We start from the raw sequence: 18,254 nt of genomic DNA, 5'->3' as shown, positions 1-18,254 counted from the left end.
GTCTCCCCTACGATCAGAATTGGATTCAGGCCCACGGCATCAACAGTTTCGCGATGCCGCGCATAAAGAGGTCGAGCACGACGCCGGTGAGACCGAGGACGATCAGCCCCATGATCACGACGTCGGAGAGCAGGAATTTTGCCGCGTCCCAGATCATCCAGCCGATGCCGGCGGAGGCCGCGACGATTTCGGCGGCGACGAGAACGGTGTAGGTGAATCCAAGCGAGATGCGCATGCCGGCCAGAATCAGCGGTCCCGCCGCCGGCAAATAGACGTGAAACAGCAAATGGCGCCGGGTCGCGCCGAGCGACTGGGCGGCGCGCACATAGACCGGGTCCACGCTGGTGACGGCCTGGATCGTCGAGATGACGATGCCCGGCAAGCCGGCAAGAAACAGCAGCGACAGCTTCGAGCTCTCACCGATGCCGAGCCACATCACCAGCAGCGTATAAAGTCCGAGCGGCGGCAGTGGCCGGTAGAACTCGATCAGCGGATTGAGCAGCGCGCGCGCGTTGCGCGACACGCCCATGAGGACGCCGAGCGGGATGCCGATCAGGCAGGCCAGCGTGAAGGCCGTGAGGATGCGATAGAGGCTTGCGCCGAGATGCTGAAGCAGGGTCGCGCCCTGATATCCCTTCGTCATCGTCTTGACGAACGCGGCCCAGACCGCCTGCGGCTTCGGCAGGAACAGCTCGTTGGCCCAGCCCATCTCCGTGACGATGGCCCAGCCGGCCAGCAGCACGGCCACGGTCAGCGTCGAGAGCAGCACCGATCGCGAGACCTTCGGAAGCCGCAGCCGGAAGCTGCCGCGTCGGGTGCGATCCGGCGAGATTGGAATCGTCATGTGGGTCGCCTCGACGCTCATGTCCGCACTCCCAGGATCTGCATGATGGTCAGCGCGTAGATCCGCGTCGCCATCACCGACTTGGTGATCGAGATGTTCTCGTTGTCGACGGCCCAACCGTCTTCTCCGGGACCGAACGTCACCGCATTGATTCCGGCTTCGCGGAAGCGGATCGTGTCGTTGAAGGCATTCTTGCGGTTGACCCCGGGCTCGCGGCCCATCAGACGCCGGTAAACCGCGCGCAAGGAGCGGCAGGGCTCCTCCTCGACCGGCACCGGTTCGGTCGCGTTGACGAACAGCGAGCCCGGCACCTGGCGCACCTCGACCTTGACGTCGTTCACGCCCGCAAAAGTGTCCCGTCCGAGACGCTCGATGTCCGCAATCACGCTCGATAGCGTCATGCCCGGCACGATGCCGACCACGGCGAGCGTGATGGTGCAGGCATCCGGGGAGAACTGCATCTCGCCGGGCAGGCCGGACCGAATCCGCACCACGGCGCAGCAGGGCGGCGTATGCCCCATGAACTTGCTGTGGACATGGGTGAACGCCATGTCCTTCAACCTCGGCAACAGCTTTGCCGCTTCCATGATGGCGTTGACGCTGATGTCCGGTCGCCAGATGTGCGACTTGATGCCGTGAACGGTGAGCTCGATCAGGCAGTGGCCGGAATTGGCCACCGATAGGTTCATGCCCCAATCCTTGTTGACGTCGCCCCAGGCGGTCGGCTCGGCGGTGATCTCGTAGTCGGCGGTCAGGCCAACCTTGTTGAGCATGTAGATGGAGCCTTCGGTGCCGTTCCGCTCCTCATCGACGGTGTAGCAGCACATCAGGGTGCCATCGAACTTCACGCCCGCTTCGGTCAGGGCCTGCACTGCCAGCAACGATGCCGCGAGGTTTCCGCGCGTGTCGGACGTGCCGCGCGCATAGAGCAGATCGCCGTGGCGCGTCGCCTTGAACGGATCGAAATCCGTCATGTGCCATTTCTCGGGCTCGACGGCCGGATAGGTGTCGAGATGGTCGTTGAGAATGAGCGAGGGGGCGCCGTCCCGTCCCTTGAGCACGCCCAGCACGTTCGGCCGGTGCGGCTGCGCGCTGTGCTTGGTGACCTCCATGCCGAGCGCTTCGAGCTTGCCCGCGACCAGCATCGAGATCGCCTCTTCCTCGGCGGGCGGCAAATCGGGATCCAGCGGATTGCCGGAACGGGGCTGGCCGGTGCGGATCAGCTCGGATGCCAGTTCAAGCCAGCGCTCCTCCGTGATGCGCGACAGCACGCGCTGTTCGAGATCTGAATAAGGAGGGCTGACAGGCATCTGCATGACGGGATCCGCTGGCTCACGGCGCCGGCAGCGCCGCTTCGTGGCGGCCTCCTCATTGCAGCGACCGTGCCAACTGCGGGAAAAGCCCGTCGCGGCAGGATTGTATCGATGATTTCAATGGCTTAGGCGAGGTTTGCGCGTGCGCAAATTTTTGCGCCCGAGATGCGCTCTGCCAAAGACGCGGCGTCGACTGAACAGGCAGGGCTCAGCGCGAGGCGGGCCGGCCTGGGGTCGTAGCCCGCATGGAGCGCAGCGGGATGCGGGAACGCCGTCCCCGGAATGCGCTTAGCTCCATCCAGGCTACGGGTCGCACGCGCGCCTCAATCGTCGGCGTACTCGTCCTCTTCGTGCTTGCGCAGCGTGCTCTTGCGCGTACCCAGCGAGCCGGTGATGGTGGGATCGCGCCTGCTGGCGTAAGGGTTGCGCTGCTGCGCCCGCCCGGCGACCTCTTCGCCGGAGACGGCGGCGGGCTGGCAGATCAGCCGGCGGTTGGCGCGGCGCATCAGATCGACGTGGATGTGATCGTAATGATAGACGTTCGAGCCCGGCGCCAGCACCGTGGTGAAATGCACGCACGCGCCCGACTGCACGTCGCGCAGGAAGCCCTGCTCTTCCGGCATGCCGCGCCAGCCATCCTTCACGGTGACGCGGCGGCCGTCGGCGAGCACGAAGGCGGCGATGTCGAGCGCGTTGCCGAAGGCGTGCTCTGAAATATGGGCATGCGAATTGCCGTTCATGCCGCGGCAGGAATAGGCGGAGATCTGCTTGATCTCCGCGACGCGGGTGCCGAACCAGCGCATCGCCGAGGGCTGCACGGTATCGGCAAGCCAGCGGTCGAGCTCGGATACGATCGGACAGGCCAGCGTCGCAACCGGCTTGATCGCAACAGGGCCGACGGCGGTGACGGGATTGCCCTGTGCCGGACCAAGACGCGGCAGCGGTTGCTGCGCAGGCGCCTGCGAGTACGGCGCCGGCCGCGCCGGATAGCTCGGTGCATTCATGTAGCGCGACGCGCCCGCGGCATCGGTGCCCTCAGGCGGCAGATCGATCTCGTCTTCCTGCTGCGCCACACCGGGCGCATTCAGAGGCATTGGACCAGGGGAAGCGCCATAGCCGGAGGGCTGGCGCACCGCGGTCTCGGGATAGTTTGAGCGTTGTGGATAGGACGATGCCGGATAGTTCTGGCTCTGCGGGTAATTCGATCGGGGCTGCGTCACCGGCCAGCGCGGCTGGTTGCCGACGCTACCGGGCGGTCGCAATTCCTCGTCGGCAAAGCCGTAGCTGCTCGAGCCTTCGCCGAGGGCGGCGACTTTGAGCGGAAACTCCGCGCCGCACATGCCCGGCCCGGAAATCGGCTCGATACGGACGAGATCCGGCCCTTCTTTCACCGCGCCTGATTTCAGGCATGCGGCTTCGGCCTCGGCCCGCCACGGTTCACGTTCGGCCTGGAAGACGCCGCGTCCGCAACCCGCTAACGAAACAAGGACGATGGAGCCGACGAGATACAAACGAACTCCGCGCGTCATGCACGCACGTTCGGTGAATTTACTTAAAGACTCTTCAACGTGTTGATTTCAGTGTTCTTTAACCATGTCGGCCGGCGCCAGCAGGAGCGCTGCCGGTGACGAGCGACAGCAAGGCTGACTTTTTCGAAAAGAGACTCTCTGTTAACCGTGATCCTCTCGCGCAAGGCGGCGCGACAGCGGGAGCGACCTCATGACGTTCGCCGGGAGACTGAGCGTTATCACCGCGTACCTCGCCATGGCCTTTGTCGGTGCCATCGTGCTAGGCATGATCTAGCGGCTTCAGCCGGAGGTATCGAACGCTTCCCTTACGACCGCGCGCTCCACTGCCGCGACGTCGTGATCAGCTTCTCCGGCCGCTCTTCGGCTCGCGTCCAGTCGTTGCCGGAACACCAGAAATGGCCCAGTGCGCAGGCTTCGACGTGAAGCTTGCCGGAGCTCTTCAGCGTCATCCTCGCATAATAGGTACTGCCGCTGGAGCGGCTGTAGATGTTGCCGGTCCAGACGTCGTGCGTTTTCGGCTTCATGTTGACGAGCACGCTCTCGCCCCTGGTCGATGCTTCAGTCAGCGCGAAGCCGCACAGTGCAGGACCGCAGCGTTCGATGCGGACCGTGCCCTTGGCGCCTGCGCTCTCCCATTCGCCGAGCGGCAAATAGGAGAGTTCGTCGTCGCCGCGCTCAGGGCTCGTCACGGCCTGCTCGAGCTGCGGCCTTGGCGCGACGACGAGTGCCTCCATGCGCGGCGGATCGAGCGCGACGGTCTTCGGCGGATCCGTCTGCGGTAGCTCCACCCGTGGCGGATTGGAGCTTGGCGCCTGCGGCAGGACAATTGGCTGCGAGGTCGTTGAGGCAAGGACAGGAGCCGTCTGCGCCGTCGCAGGCGCGACCGCAATCGCTTGCGCTGGCCTGACCGGAGCCACGGGATAGAGCGGCTGCGGCGGCGGAAGCACCGGCGCAGGGGCTGGCGTCGTGTCGACGTCAGGCCGAAAGCTGCGATGGGAGGAAACCGAGACACAGGAAGCCGATCGGCAATTCCTGGGCGCCTCGACCTGAAATCGATGACCGGCAATCGAGAACGCGTAAGACCCGGCCTCGGCTGCGGGCGCAATCGCCAGCAGCGCGATCAATGTGCCAAGCGAAGTCACAAGCCGCGTCATCGGCGCCTCCCTCTGTGTGGCGACGACGTTACGCAAATGGAATCGCGACCGAATGTGCGCTGCGTCACCCAGCCGCGGCGAGCCGTTGTGACGTCTATCACAGAACGTCCGGCCAGCCCGGCGTAGGGTCGAACCACGCTTCATCCACCCGCGACTTCAGTCCCATCGGGACCACACATCTTCGGAGGTTGTCATGAACAAGCTCACCATCGCCGCCACCGCCCTCTTCCTCGCGTCCACCGCCGCCGCGCATGCCGGCAATGCGATCTCGTTCCAGATCGAAGGCCAGAACATCCGCATCGAGACGCCACGCAACTGCGCCTCGCTCAATTGCGTGACCATCATCGCGCCGGGCCTCTCGGACAAGCCGATCAAGCTGAACAACATCAACCTCAAGGGCCTTGGCTCCAAAGACGATGACGTCGACACCACGCCGGCTCCTGCCACGACCGCGCAGCCCGCGCCGGCTCCGGTGCAGCAGCATCCCGTGCAGCAGCCCCCGGTGCAGGCGACTGCGCCGGCAGCGCCCGCTATCGCAGCACCGAGCACGACGGTTGCCGCTGTTCCGTCCGTCGGTTACGACGCCACGACGCAGACCGCGCCCGTTGCGGCTCCCACTCCTGCGCCCGCGCCGGTCGCGGTTGCTCCGGCCCCGGTGCCCGCCGCGCCTGTCGCGGTTGCCAACACACCGATCGGCGTCTGGGCCACCGAAGAGAACAAGGGCAATGTCCGCGTCGAACAGTGCGGCGTCAATCTCTGCGGCTACGCCGCAAAGACCAACGAGCGCATCCTGATCAACATGAAGCCCGACGGCGCGAAGTGGAGCGGCCGTATCCACGATCCCGACTCCGGCCGCAATTACGACTCGACGATCGCGATGAAGGGCCCGAATGCAATGCGCGTGCAGGGCTGCGCCTTCGGCGGCATGTTCTGCGGCGGCCAGACCTGGAAGCGCGTGAGCTGACGCCGCAGGCGTCGTCTCCAACACATGCACATTCTTCGTCATGCCCGGGCTTGTCCCGCCTGCGCGGCCGAAGCCGCTTCGGCGAGGCGAAGGCCCGGGCATCCACGTTCTTAGTCCCGCGCTTCAAGGCGTGGATGGCCGGGGCAAGCCCGGCCATGACGGTGGAGAGGCTTGGCCGCAAGCTAGCATCGCGTACCGTTTGAACGTTCACCGCCTCCGTGCGATAGACATTCATCCGCCGTTCAGCTGTACGCGGCTGATATCGGTCGATCTCTCACCGGGATTCTTCGTGACTCTTACCGTGGCCTGGCGCCGCTTCATGTTCGCGCTTGTGCTGCTGGCGTCGCCGCCGGCCGGCGCGAGCGTTGCGTTCGGATTCGATGCGATCGAGCTTGCGCAGGCGCAGCCAGAAGCGCAGCCGTCGCCCGCCCCTTCGCCGACGCCATCGGCTTCACCCGCTCCCGCGACCGAGGCGCAGCCCGCTGCCGTCGAGCCGATCGGCAACGTTGCGACGGTGACGGGCATCGCGACCGTGATCCGCGACAAAAATTCCTATCCGCTGCGCGTGCGCGACGACATCTATCTCAACGACGTCGTGCAGACTTCGTCGAACTCATCGCTCGGCATCACCTTCGACGACGCGACCACGTTCAACCTCTCCGCCAGCACGAAGATCACCATCGACACTTACGTCTATGAGGACGGCGGCAAGCACAACGCAGGCATCTTCGACATCGGCAAGGGCACGGTCGCCTTCGTCGCGGCGGCGGTGGCAAAGACCGGCGACATGAAGATCACGACGCCGACGGCCACGCTCGGCATCCGCGGCACCACGGGCGTGGTCGAGGTGCCGGAAGGCGCGGCCGCGAACAAGACCAACAACGTCAACATCAAGCTCTATCCCGACGCCGATGGCCGGGTCGGACACATCGACGTCGACGACCGCACAAGTGGGACCCGGCTCGGCGCGCTGACGCAAGGCGCGAGCGGTTTTGCGATCCGGCCGGGCGCAGCCGCGGCCGGCGTCATGCGCTTTGCCGCGGTGCCGATCACGATTCCCGCACAGCAGATCGCGCGCGACCGCGGCTTCGTCAGCCAGGTGCATCTGGCGCAAACCACGGGCCGGCAGATCGTCACCGAGCAGCGCGACTTCCGCCGCGCCAATCCGACCGCGAGCCCGCGCATTCCGCGGCCGTTCCAGCCGCCGCAACAGCAACAATTGCGGCCGAACACGGCGCCAGGACAACAGCCGCAACAGCCGCAGCGGCAGGGCCAAGCGCCGGGCCAAGGTGGCGCCGTGCAGCCCGGTACGCCGCGCGTAGGTCAGGGTCAGCAGCAACAAGGCCAGAAACAAGGCGCGGGACGTCCGGCAGGCCCACCGCGCGCCGGTCAAGGCACGCAGCCTGACGGCACCCCGCAAACCCGGCCGCGACGCGGTGGACAGAGTCCGACGCAGCCCGGCGGAGTCGCGCCGCCGCAGCCGGGCGGAACGCAACAGCAGCCCGGTCCGCAGCCGCAACTGCCGCGCACCGGCATGCAACCCGGCCAGCCGCCCGCTGCTCAACAGCCGGGCCTGCAACGCCCGGGCGGATTCCAGCAGCGCCTCCCCGCCGCACAACGCCCCGCAGCGCCGCGACGGCCAGCGCCAGTTCCGAAGGAGAAGGAGCGGCGGTGACTTTCTTCCTTCTCCCCTTGTGGGAGAAGGTGGCGCGAAGCGCCGGATGAGGGGTTCTATCGGCGAAAACTCATCGACAGCTTCACGCGTGGAGAGAGACCCCTCACCCGTCTCGCCGCTTCGCGGCGAGCCACCCTCTCCCACAAGGGGCGAGGGTGCACCGTCAACGCGGGGCGAGGTGAAGAAAACTCACGCCTCTCCGCGTAGCCAGGCTTTCATCTTCTGCAACAGGCCGTGCCGCAACTCGCCCACCGAGGCTGCTTCAGCCGGTGTCAGTGTCTGCAAAGCCGCATCGACATCGTCGGTCGCCAGCGGTGGCGGCTCGGGCGCAGGCGAAGATGCAAGCCCCGCCGCCGCGAGCGCGATCGGGCCAACCTGGGTCAGGAACACGCGCTCATACTCGCGCGACAGGCGCGCGAGCGCGTCTTCCAGGGGCAGCCAGTCGACCGCCTTGATGTCGTTCATCAGCTTGCGGACGGGACCGCCCCCGGCCTCCATGCGCCAGAAATGCACGACCTTGGAGCGGCCACCTGACTGATAGACGAGCGTACCCAAAAATTCGTGGATGGCGACGTCGTGGCCGGTCTCTTCCCGCACTTCGCGATGCGCAGCTTGCTTCGGCGTCTCGCCGTCGTCGAGCTTGCCCTTGGGCAAAACCCATTCGTTGCGCTTGCGCTGGCGCACGACGGCAATCAGCGGCGACGCACCTCGCTGCAGCACAATACCACCCGCCGCCATGACCGGCGCCCGTGCCATCACCCAATCCGTCGTCGTAGAAACGTCCCCACCGACGATATAAGCGGCCGCCGCGGCGGATTGAAGGCTAGTTTTTTCTCAGCAACGCTTGACCTGCGCGAATGCGCGTGCCTTCGGCGATGCCGTCGCAGAAGGTGAAATCGCCGGGCGCGAGAATGATGATGGTCGAGCCGTGCTCGAACCAGCCGAGCTCCTCGCCCTTGCTCACGTTGACGTCGCAGGGAAAATTGACCGGCCCCCTGGCCTGCGCATTCAGCACCATGTCGAGGAAGTGCAGGCGGATGCTTGCCACCAGGATCGCGGCGACCGGCACCAGCGTCACGGCCTCGCCAGTTGATAGATGCGTGCGGATCACCGCGCGCTCGTTCTTGCAGAACAGGCGCTCGACGCGCTTCAGCGCGATCGGGTTGACGTTCCAGACATCGCCATGGATCAGCGTGACGCGCTCGATATGTGCGTCATAAGGCGCGTGGAAGCGGTGATACATGCTTGAGGTCAGCCGCAGCGTGACGAAGGACCCGTTGCGGTGCTGGTCGACCAGCACGGAATCGCCGAGCAAATCGAGCAGCGAGTACGGCGCGCCCTTGACCTGGAACAGCTCGGTATCGGCGATCCGGCCATGGGCGCCGACGATGCCGTCGGACGGACTCGCGACAATGGACGGGTCCGGATCAAAGGGCCGCAGGCCCGGCTTGAGCTCCCGGGTGAAGCAGTCGTGCAGGCTCCGGAAATGGGTTTTGCGTGCCTCCGACAGATCGAGGTCGGAGAACAGCTTCCACAGCGCGATGGAGCCGTCCCGCACCAGCGGGTTCTCGATCTTGGAGAACCAGCCCATGAACCGGGTCAACGCGGCGCGCGGGATGCGGTTGGTCAACAGGAAGTTGAGGTCTTCCTGCTGGGTGAAAGAGGCGATGAGGGCTTTGACTGTCATGAATCTGTCAGCTCGCAGTATTAGCGCTTGTTGTCATGGAAACGACACTCCCGATTCTTTCTTTGTCCGTGGCCGCCGCAGCGTCTGCTGCCGCCGCCTTCCCGAAGATCAAGGCGCGGATCGAATTGTCCCGCGCCAAGCACCGCTCGCTCGCCGGACACTCCAAGATGTCGCGCCGGGTGGCAAAGCTGCTTCCGTTCTACGAATTCGAAGGCGATGCCTACTTTGCCTGCGACGGCGCGCCGGCGAACATCGCAGGCCTGCGCAGGGACGGCTTCTTCCGCCTCGCAAGCCTTTACGCCGAGCGCTACCCCAAGGGCCGCGCGATGACGAAGGAAGCGGCGGAAAAGATCTCCGACCTGCACTTCACCGAGACCTACCGCGTGCCTTTCCAGTTCTCGCGTCTCGTTCGCGAGCATTTGGGCACCTCGACCTTCGTGGAGTCCTCGCGCGGCGTCACCGTCACGGATGTCGACGGCAACACCTCCTACGACCTCACGGGGTCCTACGGTGTCAACATCTTCGGCAACGACTTCTACAAGGAGTGCATCGAAGGCTCCGAGAAGCGGGCGCACGCGCTCGGACCGGTACTCGGACCCTACCATCCCGTCATCCTCGAGAACGTGGCGCGGCTGTGCCAGATCTCGGGCCTCGACGAAGTGTCCTTCCATATGTCCGGCACCGAGGCCGTGATGCAGGCAGTGCGGCTCGCGCGCTACCACACCAGGCGCACGCATCTGGTCCGTTTCGCCGGCGCCTATCACGGCTGGTGGGGCGACGTGCAGCCCGGCGTCGGCAATCCGATTCCCGCGCACGAGACTTACACCCTCGCCGAGATGTCGGAGAAGACGCTGCACGTGCTGCGCACGCGCAAGGACATCGCCTGCGTGCTGGTCAATCCACTGCAGGGCCTGCATCCGAACGGCAACGCGCCCGGCGATTCCTCGCTGGTCGATTCCTCCCGGGGCGGTAATTTCGACCGCGCGGCCTACACCGAATGGCTCAAGCAGCTGCGCGAGGTCTGCACTGAGCGCGACATCGTGCTGATCTTCGACGAGGTCTTCGTCGGCTTCCGTCTCGCTGCCGGCGGCGCCCAGGAATACTTTGGCGTCAAGGCCGACATGGTGACCTACGGCAAGAGCCTCGCCGGCGGCCTGCCGGTCGGCGTGGTCTGCGGCAAACGCGAGCTGATGCGCCGCTTCCGCGACGACCGCCCCGCCGACGTCTGCTTCGCCCGCGGCACCTTCAACTCGCACCCCTACGTCATGACGGCGATGGACGAGTTTCTGAGCCGGCTCGCCAGCCCGAATTTCCGCGCCGTCTATGACGGACTGGACGAGACCTGGAACGGCCGCGCGCAAAAGCTCAACCAAATGATGAGCGATGCCGACCTGCCGGTGCGGTTCGCAAACTTCTCGTCGATCTGGACGGTGAAATACACCACGCCGTCCCGCTACAACTGGATGCTGCAATATTACCTGCGCGCTGAAGGCCTGTCCTTGAGCTGGGTCGGCACCGGCAGGCTGATCTTCAGCCTGAACTACACCGACGCCGATTTCACCGAGGTCGCCGAGCGTTTCGTCCGCGCGGCCGAGAAGATGAAGGCCGACGGCTTCTGGTGGCACGATGGCGTCCTCACCAACAAGACCATCAAGCGGCAGATCCTGAAAGAGATGCTGGCCAAGCGCTTCGGGCGCTGAGGCTGGTTCCTCCAACGGCGTCATGGCCGGGCACAGCCGTCCGAAGGACGGCGTCGCTTCCGCTCGCCTATGCCCGGCCAGCCACGCGTCTCCGCGCGAGACCTCCAAGACGTGGATGCCCGGGCCTTCGCCTCGCCGAAGCGGCTTCGGCCGCGCAGGCGGGACGAGCCCGGGCATGACGCAACCATCAGACATCGGAGGCCTTGGTGAGAACGGCGCGCTCAGGCGTGCTGCTCTTCGAGCGTGGGCTCACCGATGAGGCCCAGCGTGTGCTCGGGCTTGAGATGCAGGCCGGGATCCATCAGCTCGCCACGCATCAGCGCCAGCGGCGCGTTGCGGTAGAGCATCAAATCGTGGAAGGGGTCGGTCAGGATCTTCGTCATCCAGACGAGACCGGTCTCGACGTCGCGGATGAAGAACAGGTGCACCGTGCGGAACATGAGACCGCCGCCGCCGACGACGAGCCAGATCTTGGCCACTTGCCGCATGAAGTCGGTCGCGCCCGCCCAAGGCGTGAACAGTCCGAACAGAGTCGGATCGACCAACAGCACCACCGGCGACAGCGCCCAGATCGACATCAGCACCACCTTGCGCCGAAGGTTGTAGCCGACCTTGATCTCTTCCTTGTGCTCGTGCGTCGCCTGGTTGATCTGGTCGTAGCCATGCGGCTCGAAGAAGAAGTGGCCGGCCTGGCGCGAGGTCATCGAGACCAGCCAGCCCACCAGCGCGGAGACCATGGGGTCGACGAACAGCCAGACATAGGCGAACAGGAAGCTCAGCGCGCTGACAAAGTGCAGGCTCTGATTGATGCGGCTGTGGTGATAGTAGCGATGGTCGTCCCAGCGCTGGATCCGCAGCTGCTCGAGATAGCTCTTGATCATGCTCTCCCCCAAATGCTTTCGGGTTCAGGATTTACAGGGATTCGATGTAGGCCGTGTGACATCATCATTTTGTCATGTGACGATGCGCAGCGGCGCGATGACGCACGGGTTACGTGAGCTTGGATCAAGCCGCCTTGGCGACGTCGATCTTGCGGAATCGCACCAGCGAGAAATGACCGAGCGGCGGGATCAGGCGGCGCTCGGCGAGCTCGATGCCGTCGGCACCGGCCAGCCATTTGGCATAACGCGACCAGGCGAACTCGGCGGTGCGGAAACCGAGCGGACGTACCACCGGCTGCAGCTTCTGCTCGATGAAGCGGCGCATGCCGGTATCGGCGCTGACGCGGGTGAGGATGATCAGCTCCCCTCCCGGGCGCAGCACGCGGGCGAATTCGTCAAGCGCAACTTCCGGATTCGGCACGGCGGTGACGACGTATTGCGCCATCACGACGTCGAAGGAGTTGTCGGGGAATTCGAGCTTCTCGGCATCCATCACCGCGAGGCCTTCGACGTTCTCTAGGCCGCCCTCGACGACGCGCTGGCGCGCCTTGTCGAGCATCGCCTCCGAGATGTCGGTGCCGAAGATGCGCAGATGCGGCGCGTAGAGCGGCAGCGAGATGCCGGTGCCGACGCCGACCTCGAGCACCCGGCCGCCGATCTTGTTGGTGGCCGCGATCGCGGCCTGCCGGCCTTTTGCGAACACGCCTCCGAACACGAGGTCGTAGACCGGTGCCCAACGATCATAGGCCTGCTCGACCGTGCCACGGGTGAGGTCGAGCTGCTGGGTGCCGTCAAGGTTCATGATCTTAGCCATCGATGAGGTTCTCGCTGTGGTCGAACGGGATCAGCCGCGCACCGGCCGCCGCGCCATGCGAGGCGAGGCGCGCAAGACGCGGCTGGGCTGAAGTGAAGTGAGGTTGCCGACGAATTGGCGCGCGCTGTTTTCCCAGGAGCGCTCCAGCGCGAAGTTGCGGCAGGTCTCGCGCGACATGGTCAGTGCGCGCAGGCACGCTTCGCGCAAATCGTGGTCGATCGCGCCGATCGGATGATCTGCGATGACGTCCTTCGGTCCCGTCACCGGAAACGCCGCAACCGGCGTGCCGCAGGCGAGCGCTTCGAGCTGCACCACGCCGAACGTGTCGGTCAGGCTCGGAAACACGAACACGTCAGCGGCGGCGAGGTGCGCGGTGAGGTCAGCGCCCTTCTTCTCGCCGAGGAAGACCACGTCGGGAAATTTCTTTTCAAGGCCGGCCTTCTGCGGACCGTCGCCGATGACGACCTTGGTGCCGGGCAGGTCGAGCGAGAGGAAAGCCTCGAGGTTCTTCTCCACCGCCACGCGGCCCATCGTCATGAAGATCGGCCCGGGCAGATCGAGCTTGGCTGGAGAGTCCGGATGAAACAGCTCGGTGTTCACGCCGCGGGTCCAGAAGCCGAGCCGCTTGAAACCGCGCTCGGACAGCTCCTGCCGCAGCGAGGGCGTCGCGACCATCGTCATGGCGGCGGCATCGTGGAAGTGGCGCAGCACGGCGTAGCCGACGCTCGCGGGGATGCCGGTTCGCACCGAGACGTATTCGGGAAAGCGCGTGGTGTAGGAGGTGGTGAAGGCGAGCCGGTTGCGACGGCAATAAGCCCGCGCCGCCCAGCCGATCGGCCCTTCGGTCGCGATGTGCAGCGCCTCCGGCGCCGCCCTCTCGATCCGCCGCCCAATCTCCCTGCCGCTCGGCAGCGCAATGCGCAGCCCCGGATAGGTCGGCAACGGCCATGACCGAAAGCCGTCCGGCGTCAGGAAGTCGATCTCGACATCCAATGCCTTGGCCGCGCCAGCCAGCGAGGTCAGCGTCCGCACCACACCGTTGACCTGCGGATGCCAGGCGTCAGTCGCGATTAATACCCGCATGGGGAAATCCCGAGATTTTTATGATTCTCGGCTTAGGACCATCAACCACGGATATTTCAGGCGTGTGACGTCATGGAAGTGTCGGCCCGCTGTTTTGTTCGTTAACGGGTCCGCGCAGCCACGAAACCGTCATGAAACAATCCTTTCCGCCATGAAACCGTTTTCGGTTTTCCGCGCAAACGTCCCGAAACTTCTTGCCGTTAGTGATCTAGGCAACAGAGCACCGCAACGGTGCCGGGTGACCAAGAAACACCGCGCAAACAGGGGCGACCGATGATCAATCTGGAGACGTTGAAGACTTATTCGCGCGCCGTTGCGTTTGGCGCAGTGGCTGTCACCGCGATCGCGTTCGCCGGCCCGGCCAAGGCCGCGCCTGTGCAGCTCTTCCCCTTCTTCCAGCCGCTGCCGCCGATCGCAGCGCCGCAGCCGTACCAGCCTTATCAAGCGACGCCCTATCGGGCCGCGCCGTCCGAGGAGCAGGACGCGGTCGAAACGCCGGCCCGCTTCCGCCGCCAGACCGTCTCCTATGCGACGCGTGAGGCGCCGGGCACCATCATCATCGATACGCCCAACACCTATCTCTATCTCGTGCTCGGCAATGGCCAGGCGATGCGCTACGGCATCGGCGTCGGCCGCGACGGTTTCACCTGGTCCGGCACCCAGTCGGTGACCAAGAAGGCGGAGTGGCCGGATTGGACCCCGCCGCCGGAGATGATCGCCCGCCAACCCTATCTGCCGCGCCACATGGCCGGCGGTCCCGGCAATCCGCTCGGCGCCCGCGCCATGTATCTCGGCGGCACCATCTACCGCATCCACGGCACCAACGCACCCGACACCATCGGCAAGCACGTCTCCTCCGGCTGCATCCGCCTGACCAATGACGATGTCGCGGACCTGTACTCCCGCGTCAACGTCGGCACCAAGGTGATCGTGCTGCCGATGACGGAGCGCCGCGCAGAACTCGGAGCCGCAACGCGGTAAGCGACAGGACATTGTGACGCAAGCGGCCCCGGAACCCACCGGGGCCGTTTTCGTTGGCCCTCTGCATACCGATGCGCGCGCGTGCTGCGGCGCGATCCCCGATGGAGGCGCGAATGCAATCACGTCCGCAAACGCCGCAAGGCAAATGCCTGCGCGCGATCGCTGCCGCCGTGGCACTGCTGCTGACCGTGCCCACCTCGCGCGCACAGCAGCCGGGGAGCGACGATGCAGCCCAGCAAGCCTTCAACAATTCCTGCCGCACCTGCCACTCGGTGAAAGAGGGCGACAATCGTCTGGGCCCCAACCTCAACAAAATCGTCGGACGCAAGGCCGGCGCGCTGCCGAACTACAACTATTCTTCGTCGATGAAGGAAGCCGGCTTCGTCTGGGACCAGGACAAACTCACCCGCTTCATGCTCAAGCCGGACGAGGTCGTCTCCGGCAACAAGATGCAGCCCTATGGCGGCGTCTCGGCGGAGGAAGCGGGCAAGATCGTTGCCTATTTGCAGGCGGCTTCGCAGTAGGGCCACCGGCCCCGCCGATCTGCGATCAGCCTCAGCCACGCCGCCGAATGAAACGCGCTCATCAGCAGATACATCGGCACCATCCCGCCGAGCATCGCCCCATGTCCGGAGCCACACAGCATGTCCGCCGGGCCATCAAGCATGGCCGTCAGTACGGCCATGATCGCGAAGGTCGGCGTCGCCGCCAGCCCCAACCATCTGGCGAGGTGGCGCGCAGCCACCACACCGTTGCGGCTCGCGCCGGCCATTGCGCTGACGGGACTAGTCACGTCCTTCAGCCGCCTCCTCGCGAAAAGCCTTCTCGCCCGCGGTCGAGATCTCGACCCATCTCTTGTCGGGCGCCGCACCTTCGGTGTAGCTGTCGTGCCAGTTCCACCATTTGTAGGTCGGCGTCTGCGGATAGCCTTTCGGCGAATCCTCCCAGACCTCCTGCCGTCCCAGCGGCGTGATGTCGAGGTAATTCCAGGTGCCGCCCATCTGCTCGTCGCCCCGGCTCTTGACGAAATAGGTGCGGAAGATCCGGTCGCCGTCGCGGAAGAACACGTTGGTCCCGTGCCACTCGTCGACGCCGAAATCCGCATCGAAACTGTCGGTGACGGTGACCCATGGCATGGTCCAGCCCATCCGCTGCTTCAGCCTGCTGATATCGGCCTGCGGTGCGCGCGAGGCGAACACCAGCGTGGTGTCGCGGGCATTGAGGTGCGCGACATGCGCGACCTGGTCGGCCACCATGGAGCAGCCGCGGCAGGCATGATCCGGCCAGCCGAACACGCCCGGCTCGAAGAACGCACGGTAGACGATCAGCTGCCGCCGGCCCTGGAACAGGTCGTGCAGACTGACCTTGCCGCCCGGCCCCTCGAACGCATAGGTTTTGGTCACTTCCATCCACGGCATGCGCCGGCGCTCGGCCGCCAGGGCATCGCGGGCACGGGTATGCGCCTTTTCCTTCACGAGCAGTTGCTGACGGGCGGCCTCCCAGTCCTGCGGCGACACCACCGGCGGTGTTTGCATGGCGGCTTGTCCGTTATTTCCTGCGTTGTCAGCTGATGTCATCATGGCTCTCCAACTTTTCCCGGGCGGCCGTTCCGTATCTCGCTATGCAAGATGCGGAACCGCTCGCCCCTCGCCGCACATTGTCGGCCGTCAACGATCTCTCGCACCGGACGGTTGCGTGGTGGGAGTAACAAGTGTGGCGGGATTTGAATGGAGTCGCTGATCACGGCCGCGGCGCGCGCGCTCCAAGCCGGCGATCCGCTCGGCGCGCTGAACCGCGTTGCGCTGCGCAACGATGCACCTTCGCTGGCGCTGCGCGGCATCGCGATGGCGCAACTCGGCGATCTCGCCAAGGCGAAGACGCTGCTGCGCAGCGCCGCACGTGCCTTCGGCCCGAGAGAGGCGGTCGCGCGGGCAAGATGCGTCGTCGCGGAGGCCGAGATCGCACTCGTCTCGCGCGACCTGAATTGGCCGGCCAACACGCTCGTGGCCGCGCGGGCGACGCTCGCAAGCCACGGTGACCTCGCCAACGCGGCCCATGCGGGTCACATCGAGGCGCGCCGACTTCTCCTTCTCGGGCGCCTTGACGAGGCCGAACGCACGCTGGCCGACATCAAGTCCACGCCGCTGCCCCCGGCTGCGCAGGTCGGCCGCGAACTCGTGATTGCCGGCATCGCGATCCGGCGGCTCAGAACGAAAGACGCGCGCGCGGCGCTCGGGCGCGCGGCGAGCGCAGCACGACAGGCCGGCATTCCCGCGCTTGCGGCCGAGGTCGAAGGCACGAGCCGCGTGCTCGACACGCCCGCAGCGCGCTTGATCACGCGCGGGCACGAACGGCCGCTACTGCTCGAGGAGGTCGAGGACCTCGTGACATCGGAGGCGCTCGTGGTGGACACGTTCCATCACGCGGTTCGCAGGCGAGGCATCCTCGTGCCGCTCGGAACGCGGCCGGTGCTGTTCGCACTCGCGCGCATCCTGGCGCAGGCCTGGCCGGCCGATGTCTCGCGGGAAGGGTTGATCACGGGAGCGTTTCAGGCAAGGCACGTCGATGAATCGCATCGCGCCCGGCTGCGCGTCGAAATCGGGCGGCTCCGCACCAAGCTCAAGCCTCTGGCCGACGTCAGCGCGACCAGGCAAGGTTTTGCGCTGACGCCGCGCAACACGCGGCAGGTTCTCGTCCTCGCACGGCCCGTCGAGGAGAAGCACGCCAATGTGCTCGCCTTCCTCTCTGATGGCGAGCCCTGGTCGAGTTCGGCGCTCGCGCTGGCGCTGGGAACGAGCGCGCGCACCGTGCAACGGGCCCTCGAAGAGCTGGCGCGATCGAACAAGGTGCAGTCCTTCGGACACGGACGGGCGCGGCGCTGGATGACGCCGCCCGTGCCGGGTTTCCCGACAGGCTTGTTACTCCCCGGACCGCTCATGAAGACGTAAAGTGGGATTCACACCGCAGGGACCGAGCAGATGAAACGTTCAGCCGCCGAGATCGTCAGGGAATACGGGCCCTATGCAGGCGTCGAAGCCGTGCACGGCGTCACCTATGACGGCAGCCTTATGTGGTTCGCATCCGGCGACAGATTGAACGCGGTCGACCCGGCCGATGGCAAGATCACCCGCTCCATCGATGTCGCCGCGCATGCGGGAACGGCGTTCGACGGCCGCCACCTGTTCCAGATCGCCGAGGACCGCATCCAGAAGATCGACGCTGTGACCGGCAAGGTGCTCGCCACCATCCCGGCACCCGGCGGCGGCGGCGATTCCGGACTGGCCTGGGCCGAGGGCTCGCTCTGGGTCGGACAGTATCGGGAGCGCAAGATCCATCAGGTCGATCCCCAGACGGGAAAAATTCTCCGCACCATCGAAAGCAAGCGCTTCGTCACCGGCGTGACCTGGGTCGACGGCGAGCTCTGGCACGGCACCTGGGAAGGCGAGGACAGCGACATCAGGCGGATCGACCCCGAGACGGGCAAGGTGCTGGAGCAGCTCGACCTGCCCGCCGGGACGATGGTGTCAGGATTGGAGTCCGATGGCGGCGACCGTTTCTTCTGCGGTGGCGGAGATCGCGGCAATGTGAGGGCGGTGCGCCGTCCGAAGCGCGGCTAGGTACGCGAGGAC

18 protein-coding genes are annotated in these 18,254 nt (G+C 65.7%); 7 read left to right on the top strand and 11 right to left on the bottom strand.

Features of this window, described 5'->3' with window-relative positions; all coding sequences use genetic code 11:
• Positions 1-25: 25 nt before the first annotated feature.
• The 4 genes from IVB36_RS36890 to IVB36_RS36875 form a co-directional block, all read right to left on the bottom strand.
• Entirely contained in the window at positions 26-865 is an 840-nt protein-coding gene (locus tag IVB36_RS36890; RefSeq protein ID WP_085361422.1) for an ABC transporter permease subunit, read from the bottom strand.
• The gene (locus IVB36_RS36885; protein WP_085361423.1) at positions 862-2,160 is read right to left on the bottom strand and encodes a M20 family metallopeptidase; all 1,299 of its coding nucleotides are present in this window, start codon (positions 2,158-2,160) and stop codon (positions 862-864) included. Before IVB36_RS36885 ends, IVB36_RS36890 begins: the two co-directional genes overlap by 4 nt.
• Before the next feature lie 320 nt (positions 2,161-2,480).
• A complete protein-coding gene (locus IVB36_RS36880; RefSeq protein ID WP_247294886.1) occupies positions 2,481-3,686 on the bottom strand; it encodes an extensin family protein in 1,206 nt (401 codons plus the stop codon).
• 305 nt (positions 3,687-3,991) lie between these two features.
• Positions 3,992-4,840, bottom strand: coding sequence for a DUF2147 domain-containing protein (locus tag IVB36_RS36875; RefSeq protein WP_247294888.1), 849 nt, complete (start codon positions 4,838-4,840; stop codon positions 3,992-3,994).
• A 193-nt stretch (positions 4,841-5,033) separates the two neighbouring features.
• Between IVB36_RS36875 and IVB36_RS36870 the strand changes: the two genes are divergently transcribed.
• Positions 5,034-5,804 (top strand): DUF2147 domain-containing protein, encoded by a 771-nt coding sequence (locus tag IVB36_RS36870; protein WP_247294890.1) that lies wholly within the window; start codon positions 5,034-5,036, stop codon positions 5,802-5,804.
• A 289-nt stretch (positions 5,805-6,093) separates the two neighbouring features.
• Positions 6,094-7,479 (top strand): FecR domain-containing protein, encoded by a 1,386-nt coding sequence (locus IVB36_RS36865; protein ID WP_094183504.1) that lies wholly within the window; start codon positions 6,094-6,096, stop codon positions 7,477-7,479.
• Between the two features lie 189 nt (positions 7,480-7,668).
• Here IVB36_RS36865 and IVB36_RS36860 read toward each other — a convergent pair whose 3' ends face one another.
• Together IVB36_RS36860 and asd are read right to left on the bottom strand one after the other, a co-directional pair.
• Entirely contained in the window at positions 7,669-8,235 is a 567-nt protein-coding gene (locus tag IVB36_RS36860) for an NUDIX hydrolase (RefSeq protein WP_247294934.1), read from the bottom strand.
• Between the two features lie 67 nt (positions 8,236-8,302).
• Positions 8,303-9,166, bottom strand: coding sequence for an archaetidylserine decarboxylase (gene asd / locus IVB36_RS36855; protein ID WP_247294936.1), 864 nt, complete (start codon positions 9,164-9,166; stop codon positions 8,303-8,305).
• A gap of 35 nt (positions 9,167-9,201) precedes the next feature.
• Between asd and IVB36_RS36850 the strand changes: the two genes are divergently transcribed.
• On the top strand, positions 9,202-10,866 hold the full coding sequence (locus tag IVB36_RS36850) for an aminotransferase class III-fold pyridoxal phosphate-dependent enzyme (protein ID WP_026232679.1): 1,665 nt from the start codon (positions 9,202-9,204) through the stop codon (positions 10,864-10,866).
• Between the two features lie 221 nt (positions 10,867-11,087).
• On the opposite strand, the gene IVB36_RS36845 is transcribed toward IVB36_RS36850, so the two are convergent.
• The 3 genes from IVB36_RS36845 to IVB36_RS36835 form a co-directional block, all read right to left on the bottom strand.
• Entirely contained in the window at positions 11,088-11,747 is a 660-nt protein-coding gene (locus IVB36_RS36845; protein WP_247394805.1) for a hypothetical protein, read from the bottom strand.
• 124 nt (positions 11,748-11,871) lie between these two features.
• Positions 11,872-12,561, bottom strand: a complete 690-nt coding sequence (locus IVB36_RS36840; protein ID WP_085349115.1) for a methyltransferase domain-containing protein — start codon at positions 12,559-12,561, stop codon at positions 11,872-11,874.
• 30 nt (positions 12,562-12,591) lie between these two features.
• Positions 12,592-13,644, bottom strand: coding sequence for a glycosyltransferase family 1 protein (locus IVB36_RS36835; protein WP_247294938.1), 1,053 nt, complete (start codon positions 13,642-13,644; stop codon positions 12,592-12,594).
• Between the two features lie 273 nt (positions 13,645-13,917).
• Here IVB36_RS36835 and IVB36_RS36830 point away from each other — a divergent pair, with 273 nt between their 5' ends.
• Complete coding sequence (locus IVB36_RS36830; protein WP_085385382.1) at positions 13,918-14,625, top strand: L,D-transpeptidase; 708 nt, start codon at positions 13,918-13,920, stop codon at positions 14,623-14,625.
• 113 nt (positions 14,626-14,738) lie between these two features.
• Positions 14,739-15,149 (top strand): c-type cytochrome, encoded by a 411-nt coding sequence (locus IVB36_RS36825; RefSeq protein WP_039799008.1) that lies wholly within the window; start codon positions 14,739-14,741, stop codon positions 15,147-15,149.
• On the opposite strand, the gene IVB36_RS36820 is transcribed toward IVB36_RS36825, so the two are convergent.
• Entirely contained in the window at positions 15,125-15,418 is a 294-nt protein-coding gene (locus tag IVB36_RS36820) for a hypothetical protein (RefSeq protein ID WP_039798961.1), read from the bottom strand. The two genes, IVB36_RS36825 and IVB36_RS36820, sit on opposite strands and share 25 nt — an antisense overlap.
• Positions 15,411-16,205 (bottom strand): DUF899 domain-containing protein, encoded by a 795-nt coding sequence (locus IVB36_RS36815; RefSeq protein ID WP_085385381.1) that lies wholly within the window; start codon positions 16,203-16,205, stop codon positions 15,411-15,413. The genes IVB36_RS36820 and IVB36_RS36815 overlap by 8 nt, the downstream gene beginning before the upstream one ends.
• Before the next feature lie 147 nt (positions 16,206-16,352).
• Between IVB36_RS36815 and IVB36_RS36810 the strand changes: the two genes are divergently transcribed.
• On the top strand, positions 16,353-17,573 hold the full coding sequence (locus tag IVB36_RS36810) for a helix-turn-helix domain-containing protein (protein WP_085385380.1): 1,221 nt from the start codon (positions 16,353-16,355) through the stop codon (positions 17,571-17,573).
• A gap of 30 nt (positions 17,574-17,603) precedes the next feature.
• Positions 17,604-18,242, top strand: coding sequence for a PQQ-binding-like beta-propeller repeat protein (locus tag IVB36_RS36805; protein ID WP_085385379.1), 639 nt, complete (start codon positions 17,604-17,606; stop codon positions 18,240-18,242).
• Positions 18,243-18,254: the final 12 nt, after the last annotated feature.

Source organism: Bradyrhizobium sp. 35 (genome assembly GCF_023073215.1).
Taxonomy (GTDB): Bacteria; Pseudomonadota; Alphaproteobacteria; order Rhizobiales; family Xanthobacteraceae; genus Bradyrhizobium; species Bradyrhizobium canariense_D.
The sequence above is the reverse complement of the archived record's forward strand: the minus strand, read 5'-3'. Positions and strand labels throughout refer to the sequence as shown.

What these genes read in the sequence shown, in the direction of transcription:
- IVB36_RS36885 (WP_085361423.1), bottom strand. Translation starts at nt 2,160, where the DNA reads ATGCAGATGCCTGTCAGCCCTCCTTATTCAGATCTCGAACAGCGCGTG.
- IVB36_RS36825 (WP_039799008.1), top strand. Translation starts at nt 14,739, where the DNA reads ATGCAATCACGTCCGCAAACGCCGCAAGGCAAATGCCTGCGCGCGATC.
- IVB36_RS36860 (WP_247294934.1), bottom strand. Translation starts at nt 8,235, where the DNA reads ATGGCACGGGCGCCGGTCATGGCGGCGGGTGGTATTGTGCTGCAGCGA.
- IVB36_RS36890 (WP_085361422.1), bottom strand. Translation starts at nt 865, where the DNA reads ATGAGCGTCGAGGCGACCCACATGACGATTCCAATCTCGCCGGATCGC.
- IVB36_RS36880 (WP_247294886.1), bottom strand. Translation starts at nt 3,686, where the DNA reads ATGACGCGCGGAGTTCGTTTGTATCTCGTCGGCTCCATCGTCCTTGTT.
- IVB36_RS36875 (WP_247294888.1), bottom strand. Translation starts at nt 4,840, where the DNA reads ATGACGCGGCTTGTGACTTCGCTTGGCACATTGATCGCGCTGCTGGCG.
- IVB36_RS36835 (WP_247294938.1), bottom strand. Translation starts at nt 13,644, where the DNA reads ATGCGGGTATTAATCGCGACTGACGCCTGGCATCCGCAGGTCAACGGT.
- IVB36_RS36810 (WP_085385380.1), top strand. Translation starts at nt 16,353, where the DNA reads ATGGAGTCGCTGATCACGGCCGCGGCGCGCGCGCTCCAAGCCGGCGAT.
- IVB36_RS36840 (WP_085349115.1), bottom strand. Translation starts at nt 12,561, where the DNA reads ATGGCTAAGATCATGAACCTTGACGGCACCCAGCAGCTCGACCTCACC.
- IVB36_RS36830 (WP_085385382.1), top strand. Translation starts at nt 13,918, where the DNA reads ATGATCAATCTGGAGACGTTGAAGACTTATTCGCGCGCCGTTGCGTTT.
- IVB36_RS36815 (WP_085385381.1), bottom strand. Translation starts at nt 16,205, where the DNA reads ATGATGACATCAGCTGACAACGCAGGAAATAACGGACAAGCCGCCATG.
- IVB36_RS36805 (WP_085385379.1), top strand. Translation starts at nt 17,604, where the DNA reads ATGAAACGTTCAGCCGCCGAGATCGTCAGGGAATACGGGCCCTATGCA.
- IVB36_RS36845 (WP_247394805.1), bottom strand. Translation starts at nt 11,747, where the DNA reads ATGATCAAGAGCTATCTCGAGCAGCTGCGGATCCAGCGCTGGGACGAC.
- IVB36_RS36870 (WP_247294890.1), top strand. Translation starts at nt 5,034, where the DNA reads ATGAACAAGCTCACCATCGCCGCCACCGCCCTCTTCCTCGCGTCCACC.
- IVB36_RS36850 (WP_026232679.1), top strand. Translation starts at nt 9,202, where the DNA reads ATGGAAACGACACTCCCGATTCTTTCTTTGTCCGTGGCCGCCGCAGCG.
- asd (WP_247294936.1), bottom strand. Translation starts at nt 9,166, where the DNA reads ATGACAGTCAAAGCCCTCATCGCCTCTTTCACCCAGCAGGAAGACCTC.